The organism is Candidatus Aramenus sp. CH1 (assembly GCA_022678445.1).
Classification (GTDB): domain Archaea; phylum Thermoproteota; class Thermoprotei_A; order Sulfolobales; family Sulfolobaceae; genus Aramenus.
Genome location: JALBWU010000014.1, coordinates 12,384 through 28,317, shown reverse-complemented (window position 1 = coordinate 28,317; position 15,934 = coordinate 12,384). Strand labels below are relative to the sequence as shown.

Sequence of the window (15,934 nt, the reverse complement as noted above, 5' to 3'; positions counted from 1 at the left end):
TCAAATTTGGTCTTTTCGCAAGTTGGCGCATTAGCGAACAAACTCCACGAGTACGGCATAAAGACGTACCTAGTGATTGAGTACAATACCTCGCGTTTCTGCGCTTACCATGATGTTAAGGTTGATAGAAGGCCTAGGGGAGTCGTAAAATGTCCTCTTGGCCATAAGCTTCACAGCGACGTCAACGGAGCGTTAAACATTGTGAAACTAGGAGTTAAGAAGATTGTTAACGCGTTGAAGAAGCTTTTTCTTTTCTCGTCACATCACGGAGTAACTCCCATAAAGGGGAGTAACGCCTTAGACCCTAGCGGAACCCTCGCAGGGCGGGGAGTGGGTCAGATCCTAGACCTTTACCGCTCAAAAAGCTTAGTCACTTAAGGAGTGTAAGTCTGGACTTGTTTTCTTCGAGGGCGCTAAGGGGTAAGGTGGGAAGGTGAGCTTTTCTACAACGCGTCACCGGTACTCTCTGAGGTAGAGTGAGAACATGAATAGAAGTCCAGGAAAACGTCACACCAAGTTAGTCTCATACCCTCTTGGGTATTAACGGTGTCAAGAGCGTGGACAGAACAGCCAGCCCTACCATGACGTAAAACGACTCGAAGATTGAGTAATTGAGGCCCAGCAACAGCGTTATCAAGGCGTTTCCCATTGCCCCTCCTACCGTGTTGCCTATTCCCCAGATGTAGGAGTTGGCAAGAGTATAGAAGCTCCTCGGGAACACTTGGCTCACGTAGCTCAGCAGGACCGGGAAAGCGCTAAAGGCGGAGAGCGTGAAGAGCGTGTACCAGAGCGACGCCAAGATTAGGCCTCTGCTGGAGACCATGAAGAGCAGGAAGAACGCTATGCTCAGTACGCTGGTTACCACGAAGGTGACCCTACCCCCTACCTTCTCCGTCATCCAGCCGAATAACGGTTGACCGAGCACAGAACCCATGAAACCCACAGTTAGGAAGACCCCAGCTAGCTCCTTGGAAAGGTAAACTTGATATATGTACTCCCCGGTGAAAGTGGTGACCCCTGTTATGAACATGGACCTTATGAACACGATTGCCCCCAATATGATCAAGAACTTAACGAACTTGGACTCAAGCCTCTCCTTCGTCTTCCTTATCTCCTCCGCGCTACCCCTCCTGTAGAACCTCAGGCCAAAGTATATGACGGCTGTGGCAATCACCATTATTGCCCCTACTAGGAACAGCCCCGTGCTCTCACCGAAGGACAATATGAAGAAGGTCACAACAGAAGGCATAATTGCTCTCCCTACGCTACCCATGGAGCCGTTTATGCCCAACGCCCTCCCAGAGCTCTTACCAAAGGTCCTAGAGAGCACTGCCCCGCCGATGGGGTGGTAGAAGGCTTGCCCAACTCCAAGGATTACAGCTCCTAGCGCTGACAAGTAGTACACCCCTGGGGGAAGGGCAAACGAAGCCCCAAACAAGATGACCGCCACTGCCTCGAGGAATATGCCCAGCCCCATTAACGGCGCGTCTAAGTCGTGTTTATCTGCGAAGTTTCCTATGACGGGAGAAAGTATGCCAGAAAGCAGCGCGTATATTATGGACAAGGCTCCCAGGAAGACCACGCTTACGTGGAGCTCCGTGGAGTAATACACTATTAGCAGTGGGTAGATAAGGAACGTGCCGTCGTTTATGAAGTGGGCGAGAGAAGTTACTGACAAAATTCTCAGATTCCTGGCAGGTTGCATAATAGATAACACTGTTATCTAGATTAAAAGCTTGACTTCATAAACAACAAAAAGCTGGTAACCGTAAACTAGGGGAAAGTAGAGCAGAAACTCTAGAACTTTCCAAAACTCAAAGAATCCTATCCCTTCACTTTCCCGGGGGCCTTTACGTTACCTCCTAGCACAGAGAACACTGCAGACATGGCTATAATCAGAGCTGAAACGAGGAAGGCAAAGTGGAGCCCGTTCACGAAGACGTTGGATACGTCGCCGTTAAGGGAACCAGTTCCCAGGAATATCTCAAAGGCCACGTCCCTCGGTATTACCAAGGTGGCCACGGTTATGCTAAGCACGTAGCTCAAGATTGTGCCCACGCTACCTAAGGTCCTCGATATCCCTGACACAGAGCCGTAGTACTCCCTCGGTGCAGTGTACATTATTGCAGTAGCGTTAGCTGGCCAGAACATAGAGGAGCCGACACCGGTTATTGCAGAGATCCCTAGAATTAGGTAATAGGAGGAAGAAGGGGTCAATAGGAAGTAGTAGGCCATCAGGGAGGCAAAGATAAAGAGTAGCCCAACTCCAGCCACTGTCCCTGGCTTTCCCCTGTCAGCAACCCTTCCCATGAATGGGGCCAGAAAGCTCGCTATTAAGTAGCTTGGCGTTAACAAGAGTGAGGAGTTCAAGGGGGAGAGGCCTCTCACGCCCTGCAAGTACATTATCAGAAGGAAGGTTAAGGAGAGGCCCCCTATACCCTGCAGAAAGGAAGAGAAGAGGGAGTAGGAGAGCATCTTTACCTTGAACGCCTTTAAGTTTATGATTGGGTTTGCCACCTTCATCTCGTTTAATATGAACGCCGGGACAAGGGCTAAACCCAAGAGTATCTCCACAATGTCCTCAATGTAAACTCCGTTTGCGGCTATGTACATTGCGCCTAGGGATATTAAGGTTAGCAACGCTGCCAAGAACAAGCTCCCCGTAATGTCCAAGGATGACTTGACCTTGTTCACGTCCTTGAGCTGTTTTAGACCCAGTGCCACCGCTACCACGCCTATTGGCACGTTTATGTAAAAGATATACCTCCACCCAAGGAATGTGGTTAGGAAGCCCCCCAACACTATGCCTAAAAGGGCACCGGCGTTCCAGCCCAGGGCAGTCACGCCGTAAGCCCTTCCCCTCATGGTGGGAGGGAAGACGTCGGCTATTATGGCGTAACTATTGGAGGATATTAGAGCCCCGCCAATAGCTTGCAAGACCCTAAAGGCTATGAGCAGGTCTACGTTTGGGGAAGCTCCCGCAAGGGCTGAGCCCACCGTGAATATGACGAAGCCCAAGTTGTAAATTCTGGACCTACCGAAGATGTCCCCTATTCTCCCCGACTGGGTAGACATAACTGCAAGCACCAAAAGGTACGATAGAAGTACCCAGATCGAGGAGTAGAGGTCTGTGTGCAGGTCTAGGGTTATCGTGGCAAGGGCAAGGAGGACTATGGTCGTGTCTATTGCCGCCATTAAATTCCCAAGCGCCAGTACTAGAAGGATGAGCTTGGTGTTCATAGGATGAAGTTTTTAGGTAACGAATTATAAAATTATCTTTAACAATGTTAAATCTTAGAAGGGAGGCTATTGTAAGGTTACGGAGGTTAGAGACTAGAAAAATGGAACTCAAGAAAGGGCGCACGTGAACCCATCGCGTTTCTCAATTTCTAAGCACGCTAAGGTTCTCACGTTTCCTTCAGTGCCATAACTTGCTCCGCCCTCTCTAGTGACTCTGATCACCTCCCTTGCCTACGAAGGACCCCTTTTACCACTCGGTCACAAGTGCCTTTATGGGTAAGTTTATATATCGGGAAATCGATATCTAAATTTAGATATGATGGGATGGGAAATGCACTGGGCACACGGCCACCACGGGATGCATCATAGGCACAGGAGGGGACTGAGGTTCCTCATACTGACCTCACTAAAGGAAGGGCCAAAGAACGGCGTGGAAATAATGAGGAGTGTAGAGAGGCTGGGGATGGGCTGGGTTCCCTCCCCTGGCTCCCTCTACCCAATGCTGGCAAGGATGGTAGAAGAGGGACTAATAAGGAAAAGGGAGGACGGGAAGTACGAGCTCACCGACGAGGGAAGGGCGTGGATAGACTCTGTAATGGGGAGGCTTAGCTGGGTACCTGCGGGTAGCGAGAACGTAGAGCAAGAGCTAGAGTTCGTCGTGGAGTACTTGGAGGACCTGAAGAAGAGCGAGCCTGAGAGGTTCGAGAAAATAAGGGAAAGGTTAAAAGCCTTGGCAAGTAGACTTGAGCAGGTGGTGTCAAGATGAAAGTGGCAGTACCGGTAACTAACGGCTACGTAGATGGACCAGGAGAGGGAGAAAAGGTAAGGATATACGAGGTCGACGGCATGGAGGCAAAGCTTGTTGAGGAATACGATAACCCCGCGCTGAACGCCACATACGTCAGGGGAGTGCATATGCTAAAGTCAGCCCTAGAGAAGGGGGCAACAGCGTTCATACTAGTAGAGATAGGCCCTCCAGGGATTAGGTTCCTCCAAGGAAAGGCGAAGGTGTTTCTGGCTGAGCCGGGGACTACTGCAGACGAAGCAGTAAAGATGTTCCTAGAGGGAAAACTTGTGAATACCGACAAGCCTACCCACGGCGAACGTCACCACGGAGAGCATCACTATCATTGAGCTCTTAAGTACCCTTTTTCCTCAATTCAAAGGTAGAAGGTCTTTTCTACGTTTTGAACTTTCTTAAGCTGTCCGTCCTCAGAAGGAACACGGTCTTTTCTGGTATGTCCTCCTTATAGAGAGTACAGACTAATGTTTAAATAGATAACAATGTTACCTATACTTTATGCCAAAACGTCTGACTTTCCTTGAGGCCTTACTCATTATAGTACCGCTGACCATTGCAATAAGGGGCTCCAACAACATGTTGATAACTACCATACCGCTGGTGGCGAGGTACCAGTTCTCCTTTAACAACACTGAGATAGGCCTTGTCTCCGCTGTCATCGCGTTGTCCACCTTTATCTCCAGCGGAATCCTAAACTCCAGGCTCACCTCCCCCATCAGGAGGAAGGCCTTCATAACGTCTACTGCAGTGTACGCCCTTATACTACCGCTTTTCTATTACTCCAACTCCCTCCTAGTATGGGCGCTGTCAGCAGTTGCAGGTCTCTCTCTGGGGCTCATGATGCCAAACGTGATAAACGCAGCGGGGCTACTAGAGGACAGGAAGGCCAGGGAGAGGCTGCTCTCAATCTATACGTTGGCTTTGAGCGTAAGCCTCGTTGTGGGGCCAGCAGTTGAGTCGGTAGTGCTCAAGTTCTCCCCCCTTAGATACGTCTTCCTCTGGTTCGAGCCCTTTGCGCTCTTGGCCTTCGCGCTATCGTTCTTCTTAGAGTTTCCGCAGGAGGCTAATGGCAAGAAGGTAGAGGTAAAGGTATTCTCGAACCCTGGGTTTAAAGTGGCGGTGCTCAACATCCTGTCTTACAACGTGCCATTTGCTACAATCACTGCCTTTGCCGGGGTTTACGCCAAGGAGGTTTTTGGACTGAGCTACTCAGAGGTGACGGCATTCTTCTCGGCCTTCTTCGTTACTTCGTTCCTGGCCAGGCTCTACCTCTTTTTGAGGCCAGCGGAGAGGATCTCTGGACTTGTTACCTTCTCCGTGAGCTTAACGGTAATAGGCCTCTCCTTGGCTACGTTAAGTGGTAACTCGCTTCTGTTCCTTTGGGCGCTCCTAGTGCTAGGCATACCACACGGGATAACATACCCCTTGTCTGTGATTTCCATAAGCAGGACGTTTAAGGCGGAGGAGAGGAACGCTGCAAACAGCCAGTTCTTCGCAATTATGATGCTCATTGGCGTCGTCACTCCGCTGGTGGACGGTGTAGTGGCACAAGCGTTGGGCATAAGGCTACTCTTCGTTCTCTTAGTTCCCTTTGTGTTGGCTTTCCTGGCAATGCTGAGGAGGTACGTGGGCGCAGTTGACGCTGCAGTCAAGGGTGACGCGGAAATGCACAGTAAACAAAGACAAACAGGATAACGCCAAGGTAGTCGGCGTCTTTTTGCCTGTTTGATGATATACGACTTCCTGGAGCAGAGGGCGAAGGACAAGGAGGTAAAGTGAGCAGGGGGAAATACTAGGGCTTCAGCCCTAGGGTTCTCCCTAGCTGTTGCCCTTAGGGGTTACTCCTACACGTGCCTCGACCTCCTCTTCTTCTCCACTTCGTTGGTCGCGGTGGAGCTAGTTGACCCAACCATGTTTAGGTCTCTGGACATTCGTTGGGCTCACCTACGTCCCGTTCTTCGTGTTTGACTACTTCCTCACTTCCCTCTCGGTAGTGGTCTACGGACCACACTCGATCGTGGGGGTACGCATAACCACTATACCAGTGGAGGACGCCGTCTACTCCTTTTCAACGATGAACTTGTACACCTCGTTCTACAGGGTAGGTGGGAGGGTTTGGAACAAGGCGTGAACGCTTTGGAGGAGCGCTACTCTAGTAACGACCCTAGGGAAGTGGAGAGGGTGTACAAGTTCTCCAATGAGGAGATAATGAGGTGGATGAGGACTAGGCCCTCAGCGAAGATAGAAGTTAAGAGGGAAGCGAACGGGGACGTAGTGGTTGTCATTCCTACCAAGAGCGTCAACTCCCCCCTTGCCAGGGAAGCGAGGGAGGTGTTTAAGCCCCTCCCAGTTGTCTTTGTCGAGAGCAGTGGAAAGTACTTCAACTACGCCAGGAGCGTAAACGCGGGGATAGAGAGGGTGATGGAGTACAGGCCCAAGTGGGTAGTGGTCTCAAACGACGACGTCCATAAGGTCGATGACGCCAAGAAACTGGTCGACGCACTGGCCACGACTAACAGAGTGCTAGTCATGGCGAGGCCCTCTGCCTACCACACTTACCAAGGTGTCCATTGTGAGGCCCACTAAGGAGTTCGTAAAGGTAATGGAAGTAGTGAGGAAGGTATTCCGGTTAGTTCAGGCAGAGGTCTAGGGACGCCTGCTACGGAGGCGCGGAGAGAGGTTGGAAGTGAAACGAGTGGTCATGGTAGACTCAATGGTAGACCCATTCATTAAGTTCGCCGGGCTTGTGGAGGACTCCTTCCTGAACGCGGGTAGTTTCATGGCCCTCAACAGGAGAGTGATAGACGGAAAGGTGTTCGACGAGACTTTCATAAACGGTTACGAGGACGTCCACTTGTCCATGAGACTTAGGGACGACGCGAACGTTGTAAACTTTAGGATAAGACAGGAGAGGGGGCCCAGCCTGGGGGCTTCAACAAGCTCAGGTTCACGAGGCTATTTGTCAACGAGATCTACTTCAACGAACTGTTAAGCAAAGGAGAACTTGGCAACAGAGCGGGGCGTCAGCACTAAAAACAATTCCTTAACAGTACCTTAAGAAAACTGCTTAACTTGGTGACAACTCACTCAGGCGGTATTTCCTTGAACACCATGTCTAGAGGCACGCCCTTCCTTTGGTTTACGTACTTGCTGACCAGGTAGATCAACGCACCGACAACGTACGAGCCTATGACGAACCCTAAGGTTATCGGGTCTGGGGCGCCATTGGAAGTGACGAAGCTGAACACCGGGTTGGTGACCGACTCGTAGGTGAGGAACACGAAGTACCCAGCGGTAAAGGCTGAAAGGCCCGCAAGCAGGAACGACCTCTTCTGCAACCCCTTGAACGTGCCCACTAGACCCACAACGAGGAAGTAGATCATCCCTATTACCTCTGCTCCATATAGTGCGGTCGCCCCTGACACAGACACCACTGGGACAACGAGGATGGCCAAGGTGAGTACTAGGTCGAACAAGTGCGTGTAGACCGGGGAGCCCTGCTTGTTCAGCCTAGTGAAGAACTCTGGCATTATCCTGTCAAACGCCATGGCAAATATGTACCTAGCGAAGACGAGGACGCCGTAAGCTAATATGGCGAACTCCCACGTTAGTAGGCCTATGCCTATTATCCACTGTAGCGCGTAGTTGCTTGTCAAGCCCATGGCCACCGTCCAGAAGGTGTAGACAAAACCGGAGTTGGGGTTGGTGAACATGTAAGTTGTGAAGACATAGCCCCCAGCCTGGTAGAGCAGGAAGAAGCCAACTGTTACTAAGAACCCCGTCAGGAGTAGGGGGACGAAGATGCCGTAAGCGGCGTACTTGACCTTCTTTAGTTCCGCTGCCACCGCGGGGACTGCCTGCATCCACGGGTAGGTAAATATGGCCAGTAAGGGCAAGATGGCCATAGTAGCTGCGAGGCTAGGTGGGGAAACTGAGGACGCGTAGTTGGAAGACGGAGCTATGCCCTCAGCTGTTAGGAAGTGCTGTATTGCGACGCTGAAGTCCCCTATGTTGGCGGCCATAACTCCCATGGCTATAAGAGTGGCGATGAGGGCAATGGCTACGGAGACCGTGACCAGGACGTAGCCGTACTTTGCCTTAAACACGTTGAACGCTATAATCACCGCAAAGAGCACAGCCCCTAAGACGTAAGAGTAAACAGGGGTCTGCAGGATACTGGAGAGGGATACGAGGACTGAGTTGCCGTCCAAGGTACCGATCGTCGAGATCACTGAGCCTACTGCCTGCGAAAAGAAGTAGGCGGTCAACGCAAAAAACGCTGTAGACTCTATCATTAGCGCGAAGGCCATCATGAACCCTGGAAGCCCGCCAAAAGTCCTGGAGATCCACACGTAGTCACCTCCAGTCCTAGGAATCTCGTAGGTCAGCCTCGTGTACATATATGCTTGGGGCAAGGTCAATAGCAGGCCTATTATTGCAGCTATCCAGATCACCCCTCCCGGGGTTATATAGGGACTTATCCCTGTAAACAGCGCTACGCCTGCTGACATGTTCCCAAGGTTTAGCATTATCGCGTCCAGAGACGTTACTTCCTTCCTAAGACCGGAGGACTCCCTCACGAAAATTGACCTACTCATTTCAGATCATAATATGATTTACTAAATTAGTTAAAAACTTTCTGCGTATTATTATGAATATTTAACAAAAATTATAGCTTACATTTAAACAGCATTTAGATGAAACAAGGAATGTCACTGTTCTACATAAACATTTCTTCAGTCTCCCTCCTGGAGTAGACGACTTTCCCGTTGCTTACCACCAACCTCCTAGGGGATATAGACCTTATTGCCTCCCTCGGATCTCTCGCCTCCAGTACTACCAGACTAGCTAGCCTCCCCTCACCCAGCCCGTAGTCCTCTATGCCCTGCAACTTTGCCCCGTTATAGGTCATCATGTCGAATATCGCGTTAACGTACTTCTTGAAGTACATGTACTCGCCTATTACCAACGCAAAGGCAGACTGCATTAAGTCCCCAACGCCCAACGGGTTCAAGTGGTTCTGTATGTCGTCGTGGCCAAGGGCTACGTTCACGCCATAGGAGAGGAGGTCCCTAACCCTAGCTATTCCCCTCCTCTTTGGATAGTTCTCGTGTGCCCCAGACTCCTCCAAAACGGTTATTGGCGAGACTATTACGCTGACCCCAGCCTCTGCGAGCCACCTCATGAACCTCCTGGCGTAGTCGTCGTAATAGGAATGCAGAGCTGTCAAGTGGCTTAACGCGACCTTCCTGTACTTCCTGCTCAGTGCCTCAGAGACTATGAGTTCACTAAACTTTGAATCGGGCTCGTCGGCGTAATCTGCGTGGAAGTCAAGGAATAGGCCCCTCTCCGTTGCCACGTCGAAGAGCGACTTTATCATCCTCTTGCCGTCCTCCACTGACGGCTGTAGGTGAGGCTGACCTCCTATGCCGTCAAGACCCATCTCCACCACCTTATACACTTTCTCCTCCTGTTCCTTGTCGTAGTAGTCGTAGCTCTGGATGAACCCTATTACCTGCAGGTTCACGATACCCTTGAATTCTTCCCTAAGCCTTACAACGCTCCTCACTCTCTCCCTCCACTTCTTGCCGTCTATCATTACGTGGGTCCTCACAAAGAGGGAGCCGTGCTTTGCGTAGTAATGAATGGATTTCCTGGCCAGCGAGTAAATCTGGTCCTCAGTCAGCTTCTCCTTGCACTCGAGGAGTTCCTTTAAGGCCTCCTCGAACTTCTCGGTCTCCGCTTCCTCGCAAACGTCCAGGAGGAAGTTGCTGTCTATGTGGGCGTGGGAGTCCACAAAAGCAGGTAGCACTAACCTCCCTCCCATGTCCTCCCCAGCCCTGTCAGTGAAGTGCATCTTCCCGTCCTCAATGGCTATGGAGACCTTCCTGTCGTCCAAAGTCCTCAAGTTGCTGAGTATCATCAAAAGTCCACCTTTCCCGGGTTGAGCAGGTCGTCTGGGTCTACCACCCTCTTGAACTCCACGATCTTCTTCAGCCTGTCCTCCTCTACCCTGTGATTGACCTTTATGGAGTGGAGGTTGAACCTTCTCCCCAATACCTCAACTCTTCCACAGCCCAGAAAGTACGTGTGAGAGAAGACCCTACCCCTGCTCCTGGAGAGCTCAGCGTCCATCATGCAGTCAAGGTCCTTGACTTTCTCCAGAGAGGAAATTGGCAGGTCATAGGACTGATAGGACACCTGTTTCTTGCTTACCACGGTGAAGTAGGCCCCGGCAAAAGTGGTGATAACATCCTTGAAGGAGAACTCCCCTTCCTCGTCCTCTAGCCCGGCTATCACGTTCCACTTCCCCCAAGGCTCATCTGAGATCTCCTTAGCAAAGGCGTAGTTCCTAACGCTCACGAACTCCGCCTCGTCCACTAGCTCCAACGCCCTGTTCAGCGCCTCCTCAAAGCTGGAGAACCTCATCTTCTTCACAGATATCCTCCCCCTCCTCACCAACTTGATCCTAACCTTTGTCACTATCCCCGTAGTGCCGGCTGACTGGACTACAGAGTAAGTGTCCTCCCCCTCCAAGTTGAACCTCCCCTTGGGCGTGTAGACCTCTAGCCCAACAACGTTGTCCCACACTGCACCGTTCCTCAAGGAACCGAAACCAAGTGAGCCCCCAGTGACGAAACCGCCTATTGACGCCATGTAATAGCTAGTTGGAACAACCGGGAGGTCGTGTATTCCAACTTCGTCGAACTCTGTCCCTGGCTTAGAGACAAGCTCTCCGCCCCTCTTCTCGAAGCCCTTAAATTCGCTCAGGTCCACAACCACGGAGCCCTCCTTGATGGGCATTGCGCCCCCCAGCGTGTTTGTGCCCTTGCCACGCTCTACTACCGGGAAGTGATACTCGTTAACCAACTCCATCAACTTCTCCACGTCATTCTCCTTCCTTACCTTTACCACCGCCAGGGGCATCTTCGCCAGCCTCGAGATCTCTGGCGAGAGGTAGCCGTAGTCTACCGAATACTTTGCCAGCAACTCTCTGTCTTTAACCACCTCGAACTCCCTACTCAAGACGTCCAAGAGCTCCATGGGATAAGCTCTCAAATTAAGGTATAATTGTTTTCCATCTATCGGTTTAAACTCTTTTCTAACTCTAGGTTTTAATTCGAAACTATAATAAAATATTTTTTATAAAATAGGCTGTTTCATTGAAAGTTATTTATAAAGATACCTTGCCTGGGTTGAATAGCTCCTCCTTGTCGTACGCCTTCTTGTACGTCTTTATCCTGTGGAGGTGATCCCTTGGAAGCCTGCCGTCTATCCTTATGTCGTGTAGATTGAAGCTGGAGGTACCTAGGGTCTTCTCCACTTCAAGGAAAATCTGGGGAGACTCCGTGAGGAAGTACGTGTGGGCCTTCCAGTCGCTGGCGAACTCTGCCTCTATTATTGGTTTGAACTCCGAGACCTTCTGCACCTTTTCCTCCAGTTCCTCGATGGGTATGTGGTACTGGGCGTAGTACAAGTCCTTTTTCACGCTCTTCATGTTTACGTAGACCGCGGCGAAGAACGTGTTCCTCTTGTTCCAAAGGGGAGAGCCGTCGAGGCCCTCCACGCTAGCTTCGCCCTCCTGGTGGACTACTAACAGCTCCCACTTCCCAGTGTAGAACCCCACTACCTTCTCGGTTGTCTTCCCCATCTCCGGCGACCTCATAGTCATGTGGTACACCGGGAGCGCCTCCTCGTAGACCCTCTCGACGAACTTACTCGCGTCCCTCAGGGTGTCAAACGTGATCAACTTTGCTACGTCCTTTACGTTCTCCCTTGTGAGGACCTTGAGCCTAGTCACTATCCCTGTCGTCCCCTCGGCGTGGGCAGCTACCTTAACGTCCCCTCCCCTCAACGTCACCACCTTTCCCTTTGGGTTGACCATCCTAACCTCGACGACCTGGTCCCAGTTGGGCCCGTACTGGTAGGAACCTATTCCCCAGGAACCTCCGCAGAAGTAGCCCCCTACGGTTGCCTTAGACCATATCGTTGGGTATACCCTCGCGTTAAACGAAAAGGGCGCACCAGCCTCTGCCTCCACGTAACCTTCGTGGAACTCGATCCTATTCATTGACGACATGTCTACGACGATCCCTCCATTTAATGGGATTGCCCCTCCAACAGTTCCGTATCCTGCTCCCCTAGGTACTAGAGGCACGTGTTCCTCCAACGCCACCTCAACTACCTTGACCACTTCCTCCTCTGTTCTCGGAAACACCACTAGGTCAGCGACCTTCGACGACAGGTGCGAGAGCCTTGGGGAGACAAAGCTCCAGTCCCTCGACTTCTCCCTCACAATCACCTCGTTCGACGAGACGATTATCCCTTCCTTAACCAGTCTCTCCTTGACTTTCCCCATCTCCATTTTACCACCTCAGCTTCCCTGGGTTAAACAAGTCCTCCTTGTCGTACGCCTTCTTGTACCAAATGATCTTCCTCAAGTGGTCACTGGGTAGCCTGTCGTTAATGTAAACGCTGTTCAAGTTGAAGTTCGTCCCTCCCACAATTTGCCAAGCCTTGAAGTACGCCTCCGGAGTGTCCGCTAAAATGAAGGGGTGGGCTATCCTCCTTATGTCGAACTCCACGTCTGCTATCATAGTGACCTCGGAGACCTTGTTCAACTTTTCTAAAGCCTCTTCCAGGGGTATGTCCTTGGTGAGGTAGTAGATCCTCCTCTTCGTGACGCCCATGGCAGTAGTAATGGTACCGCCGAAGAACAGGAATCTCTTTTCCCATAGCCTCCTACCCGCCTCCCTGTTCCCCGAGACAGGGCACTCCTCCTCGCAGACTACTAAGAGGTTCCACTTCTCTGTCTTAACGCTAGTTATGTTCTCCGAGAGCCTGGACATCTGGGGGGACCTCAAGGTGACGTGGTACACTGAGTACTCGTCGTAAAGAGAGTCCACGAACTTTAACGCCTCCTTCAAGGCGTCGAACTCCACGTAGACCGGGTCGTCCACGTTCTCCCTTGTGAGGACCTTGAGCCTAGTCACTATCCCTGTCGTCCCCTCGGCGTGGGCAGCTACCTTAACGTCCCCTCCCCTCAACGTCACCACCTTTCCCTTTGGGTTGACCATCCTCACTTCCGTGACGTAATCCCAGTTCCTCCCGTACTTGAACTCCCCTATTCCCCCAGAGCCTCCCGAGAAGAACCCTCCCACCGTTGCCCCCTCGTTGAAAGTGGAGGGGTAAACCCTGGGAGAGAAGAGCATTTCCCCCTCCTTTGCGAAGGGAGCAGAGGCCTCTGCTGTGACTTCCCCTTCCCCGACGTAAAGGGAGCTAAGCCTCGAGAGGTCGACTATTAGCCCTCCCTTGAGCGGTATGACGCCACCCACGTTGTTCTTTCCTCCCGCCCTAGGCACTAGGGGGACGTGTTCCTCCAAGGCGAACTCGACTACCTTGACCACTTCCTCCTCGTTTCTAGGGAAGGCGACGGCGTCAGCCCTGTGGCTAGACAGCAAATCCAAAAGGAAGGGAGACGTATGGCTGAAGTCCCTGGACTTCTCCGCTACTACCTTTGGGTCTGCAGTCACTTCTACCTCTCTACCTATTTTTCCCAAGAAGTCCGCCATATTAACGTTACTTTCTGACCTACTATTAAATAAGCGTTTTACTTGTCCACGCCTTAAGCTTTTTAGTTTGTTTCCGAGGAGTTAGAAACTCTTCTCGTTTCTCCTCTCACTATACCCTGCTTTTCCTGAACGCTTTCCAGAAAATCCAGGGCTTAAGTTTTTACCCCCTCCCGGGAAGAGTAGACCATGAAGTTGCTTGAAATAACTAGGGAAGAGGTAAAGGGCAAGATAGGGGTAATGCCGATAGGTAGCGTCGAACAGCACGGCCCTCACTTGCCCATGGGCACCGACTCCATCGTGGCTGAATGGTTGGCGTCGCAGTTGGAGTCCAAGTACGGGGACGAAGTAGTTCTTTTCCCACCCCTCACCTACGGCTGTTCTTGGGAACACGGCAGACAACCTTTCGTAGGGATATCCTACGTCACCATGATCAACTTCCTCACCGAGTTGATGGAGTCCGCAAGGAACGCCGGGTTGCTGTCAATGATCTTAGTGAACGGTCACGGAGGTAACGAGAGCGTCCTCGACGTTGTGAGGAGACAGGTCAACTTCAGGAACAGGGGGTTCAAGGTCTACCTATTCTCCATGGTGGGGAGGGACAGGGGGCTCTTCCAGGGGGTCGACATGCACGCCGGTTCCGTGGAGACGTCTAGGATGTTGTTCCTTAGGAGGGAGCTAGTGAGGCTAGAGAAGATCTCCGAGGTGAAGGACTTGAGCGTGAAGGAAGGCGTATTCCAGACCATAACCACCGAAGAGGCTAACCTCCATGGGGTGATCAACCTTGGAGGGAGAATAGAGGTGGACGCCAGCAAGGGAGAAACGTCGATGATGAGGGCTTTAAGGGAACTTGAGGAACTGTTCTTGAAGGTGAGAGAGAAGGTCAATGAGGTTCACAAAGAGCAATGAGTTTTTCTTTAATTTCCGTAATATTTCTATGATAATCCTTTGATAATATGTTTAGTTTTTATTTAACCGCTGTGTTGCTTGAAATTAGTTTAAAAGATTTAACTTATGGATGTCAACTTTGCACTCCCAACGAGACAGGGGATCGAGAGTTTATTAGAAGTTTTTACCGCCATAAATTGAGCACCTCATCGCCCACTTCCTCTCCGTTGAGCTTAAGGGAGACGTCGTTGACCGCGTAGTTCCTTCCCCTTACTACCAAGAATGGGGGTAGGGGCACCCTTATGGAGTCCAACAGGCTCCTGGACTGTAGTACCACGAACTCCGCCCTCTCCCCTTCCATTATCTTGGGAGGGTTGATGGACATCGCCTTGTAGCCATTGTGAGTGATTAATTTCATTAATTCCTCACCCTCCTTAACTAGGTCAACTGCGGTGAAGTGGTCAACGAGGTAGGCCTCCTGGAGCACCCTCAACATGTTAAAGTCGCCTAGGGGGTAAATGGGGTCTAGAACGTTGTCGCTCCCTAGCGCCACGTTTATTCCCGCCCTCATCATCTCCCTTATCCTCGCTATCCCCCTCCTTTTAGGGTAACCATCGTACCTACCTTGGAGGTGGAGGCTTACTACAGGGTTTGAGACAACTGAGACCCCGCTCTCCTTAAGCAGGAGGAGGAGCTTGTGGAAGTACCAGTTGTCGTAGGAGTGGGAAGCGGTCATGTGACTTATAGTAACCCTTTGCCCAATTCCCCTCCTCAACGCCTCGCTTGCCAAAGCCTCCGAGAACCTCGAGTTGGGGTCGTCGGTCTCGTCTACGTGACCGTCCACTAGCTTGTTGTACTCCACGGCCAAGTCGACCGCCAGCTTTACCGACTTATAGCCCTCCTCTGCGGTTCTCTCGCTGTGCGGTATTAGGCCAACTACCTCTGCCCCCTCCTCAAGGGCTTTCCTCACCTTTTCCTCGTTGTCTTGGTAGAAGAATCTAGGAGTAGGAAACGCGACTACTTGTACGTCCACCAGGGGGTTGTCCCTGGATTTAAGTACCTTGAAGACGAGGTCTCCCAACAAAGGCTCGTGGGTTCTGACCTTGAACACTCCGTTAACGAAAAGGATCTTAAAGATCTTTGAGAGCCTCTCCTCAACGTCGCTCTGGGAGAGCTTAGGGATGACCTCTTCCCTTACTAGACCCACAGCCTCTAGGAGAGTGCCTGTCTCGTTGAGCTTGGAGTAGTCCAAGGTCAAAGCGTAGCCCAGGTGAGAGTGGGCATTCACGAAGGGCACAGAGGCGAGCCTACCCTTGACGTCTACTACCTCCCCATCCTTTACATCACATCCCATGCACTCTACAATCCCCTCGCCGTTGACGTATATCGATGTCAGCCTGCCCTCTACGCTCACGTTCTTTACCAACAGCAATGT

General features: G+C 51.4%; 16 protein-coding genes. 8 read left to right on the top strand and 8 right to left on the bottom strand.

What is annotated here, in order from left to right; genetic code table 11:
• Window positions 1–378, top strand: a 378-nt coding sequence (locus MPF33_10365) for a transposase (GenBank protein MCI2415624.1), incomplete at its 5' end; no start/stop codon positions are given.
• 145 nt (window positions 379–523) lie between these two features.
• Here the strand turns inward: MPF33_10365 and MPF33_10360 are convergent.
• Window positions 524–1,705, bottom strand: a complete 1,182-nt coding sequence (locus MPF33_10360) for an MFS transporter (protein ID MCI2415623.1) — start codon at window positions 1,703–1,705, stop codon at window positions 524–526.
• Between the two features lie 119 nt (window positions 1,706–1,824).
• Window positions 1,825–3,240, bottom strand: coding sequence for an MFS transporter (locus MPF33_10355; GenBank protein MCI2415622.1), 1,416 nt, complete (start codon window positions 3,238–3,240; stop codon window positions 1,825–1,827).
• Window positions 3,241–3,556: 316 nt separating this feature from the next.
• Between MPF33_10355 and MPF33_10350 the strand changes: the two genes are divergently transcribed.
• From MPF33_10350 to MPF33_10325, 6 genes are all read left to right on the top strand, one after another.
• Complete coding sequence (locus tag MPF33_10350; protein MCI2415621.1) at window positions 3,557–4,006, top strand: PadR family transcriptional regulator; 450 nt, start codon at window positions 3,557–3,559, stop codon at window positions 4,004–4,006.
• Complete coding sequence (locus MPF33_10345) at window positions 4,003–4,374, top strand: diguanylate cyclase (GenBank protein ID MCI2415620.1); 372 nt, start codon at window positions 4,003–4,005, stop codon at window positions 4,372–4,374. The genes MPF33_10350 and MPF33_10345 overlap by 4 nt, the downstream gene beginning before the upstream one ends.
• Before the next feature lie 166 nt (window positions 4,375–4,540).
• A complete protein-coding gene (locus MPF33_10340) occupies window positions 4,541–5,737 on the top strand; it encodes an MFS transporter (protein ID MCI2415619.1) in 1,197 nt (398 codons plus the stop codon).
• Between the two features lie 205 nt (window positions 5,738–5,942).
• Window positions 5,943–6,173, top strand: a complete 231-nt coding sequence (locus MPF33_10335) for a lycopene cyclase domain-containing protein (GenBank protein ID MCI2415618.1) — start codon at window positions 5,943–5,945, stop codon at window positions 6,171–6,173.
• A complete protein-coding gene (locus MPF33_10330; protein MCI2415617.1) occupies window positions 6,158–6,628 on the top strand; it encodes a hypothetical protein in 471 nt (156 codons plus the stop codon). Before MPF33_10335 ends, MPF33_10330 begins: the two co-directional genes overlap by 16 nt.
• Window positions 6,629–6,737: 109 nt before the next feature.
• Window positions 6,738–7,034: a hypothetical protein gene (locus tag MPF33_10325; GenBank protein MCI2415616.1), complete on the top strand. Its 297-nt coding sequence runs from the start codon at window positions 6,738–6,740 to the stop codon at window positions 7,032–7,034.
• A gap of 91 nt (window positions 7,035–7,125) precedes the next feature.
• Here MPF33_10325 and MPF33_10320 read toward each other — a convergent pair whose 3' ends face one another.
• From MPF33_10320 to MPF33_10300, 5 genes are all read right to left on the bottom strand, one after another.
• Complete coding sequence (locus MPF33_10320) at window positions 7,126–8,640, bottom strand: APC family permease (protein ID MCI2415615.1); 1,515 nt, start codon at window positions 8,638–8,640, stop codon at window positions 7,126–7,128.
• 122 nt (window positions 8,641–8,762) lie between these two features.
• Window positions 8,763–9,965, bottom strand: a complete 1,203-nt coding sequence (locus tag MPF33_10315) for an amidohydrolase family protein (protein MCI2415614.1) — start codon at window positions 9,963–9,965, stop codon at window positions 8,763–8,765.
• Window positions 9,965–11,086 (bottom strand): FAD-binding oxidoreductase, encoded by a 1,122-nt coding sequence (locus tag MPF33_10310; GenBank protein ID MCI2415613.1) that lies wholly within the window; start codon window positions 11,084–11,086, stop codon window positions 9,965–9,967. Before MPF33_10310 ends, MPF33_10315 begins: the two co-directional genes overlap by 1 nt.
• Before the next feature lie 130 nt (window positions 11,087–11,216).
• Window positions 11,217–12,407 (bottom strand): FAD-binding oxidoreductase, encoded by a 1,191-nt coding sequence (locus tag MPF33_10305; GenBank protein ID MCI2415612.1) that lies wholly within the window; start codon window positions 12,405–12,407, stop codon window positions 11,217–11,219.
• Between the two features lies 1 nt (window position 12,408).
• Complete coding sequence (locus tag MPF33_10300; protein MCI2415611.1) at window positions 12,409–13,614, bottom strand: FAD-binding protein; 1,206 nt, start codon at window positions 13,612–13,614, stop codon at window positions 12,409–12,411.
• A 186-nt stretch (window positions 13,615–13,800) separates the two neighbouring features.
• On the opposite strand from MPF33_10300, the gene MPF33_10295 reads away from it, so the two are divergent.
• Window positions 13,801–14,520, top strand: coding sequence for a creatininase family protein (locus tag MPF33_10295; GenBank protein ID MCI2415610.1), 720 nt, complete (start codon window positions 13,801–13,803; stop codon window positions 14,518–14,520).
• A 163-nt stretch (window positions 14,521–14,683) separates the two neighbouring features.
• Here MPF33_10295 and MPF33_10290 read toward each other — a convergent pair whose 3' ends face one another.
• Window positions 14,684–15,931: an amidohydrolase family protein gene (locus MPF33_10290; GenBank protein MCI2415609.1), complete on the bottom strand. Its 1,248-nt coding sequence runs from the start codon at window positions 15,929–15,931 to the stop codon at window positions 14,684–14,686.
• Window positions 15,932–15,934: the final 3 nt, after the last annotated feature.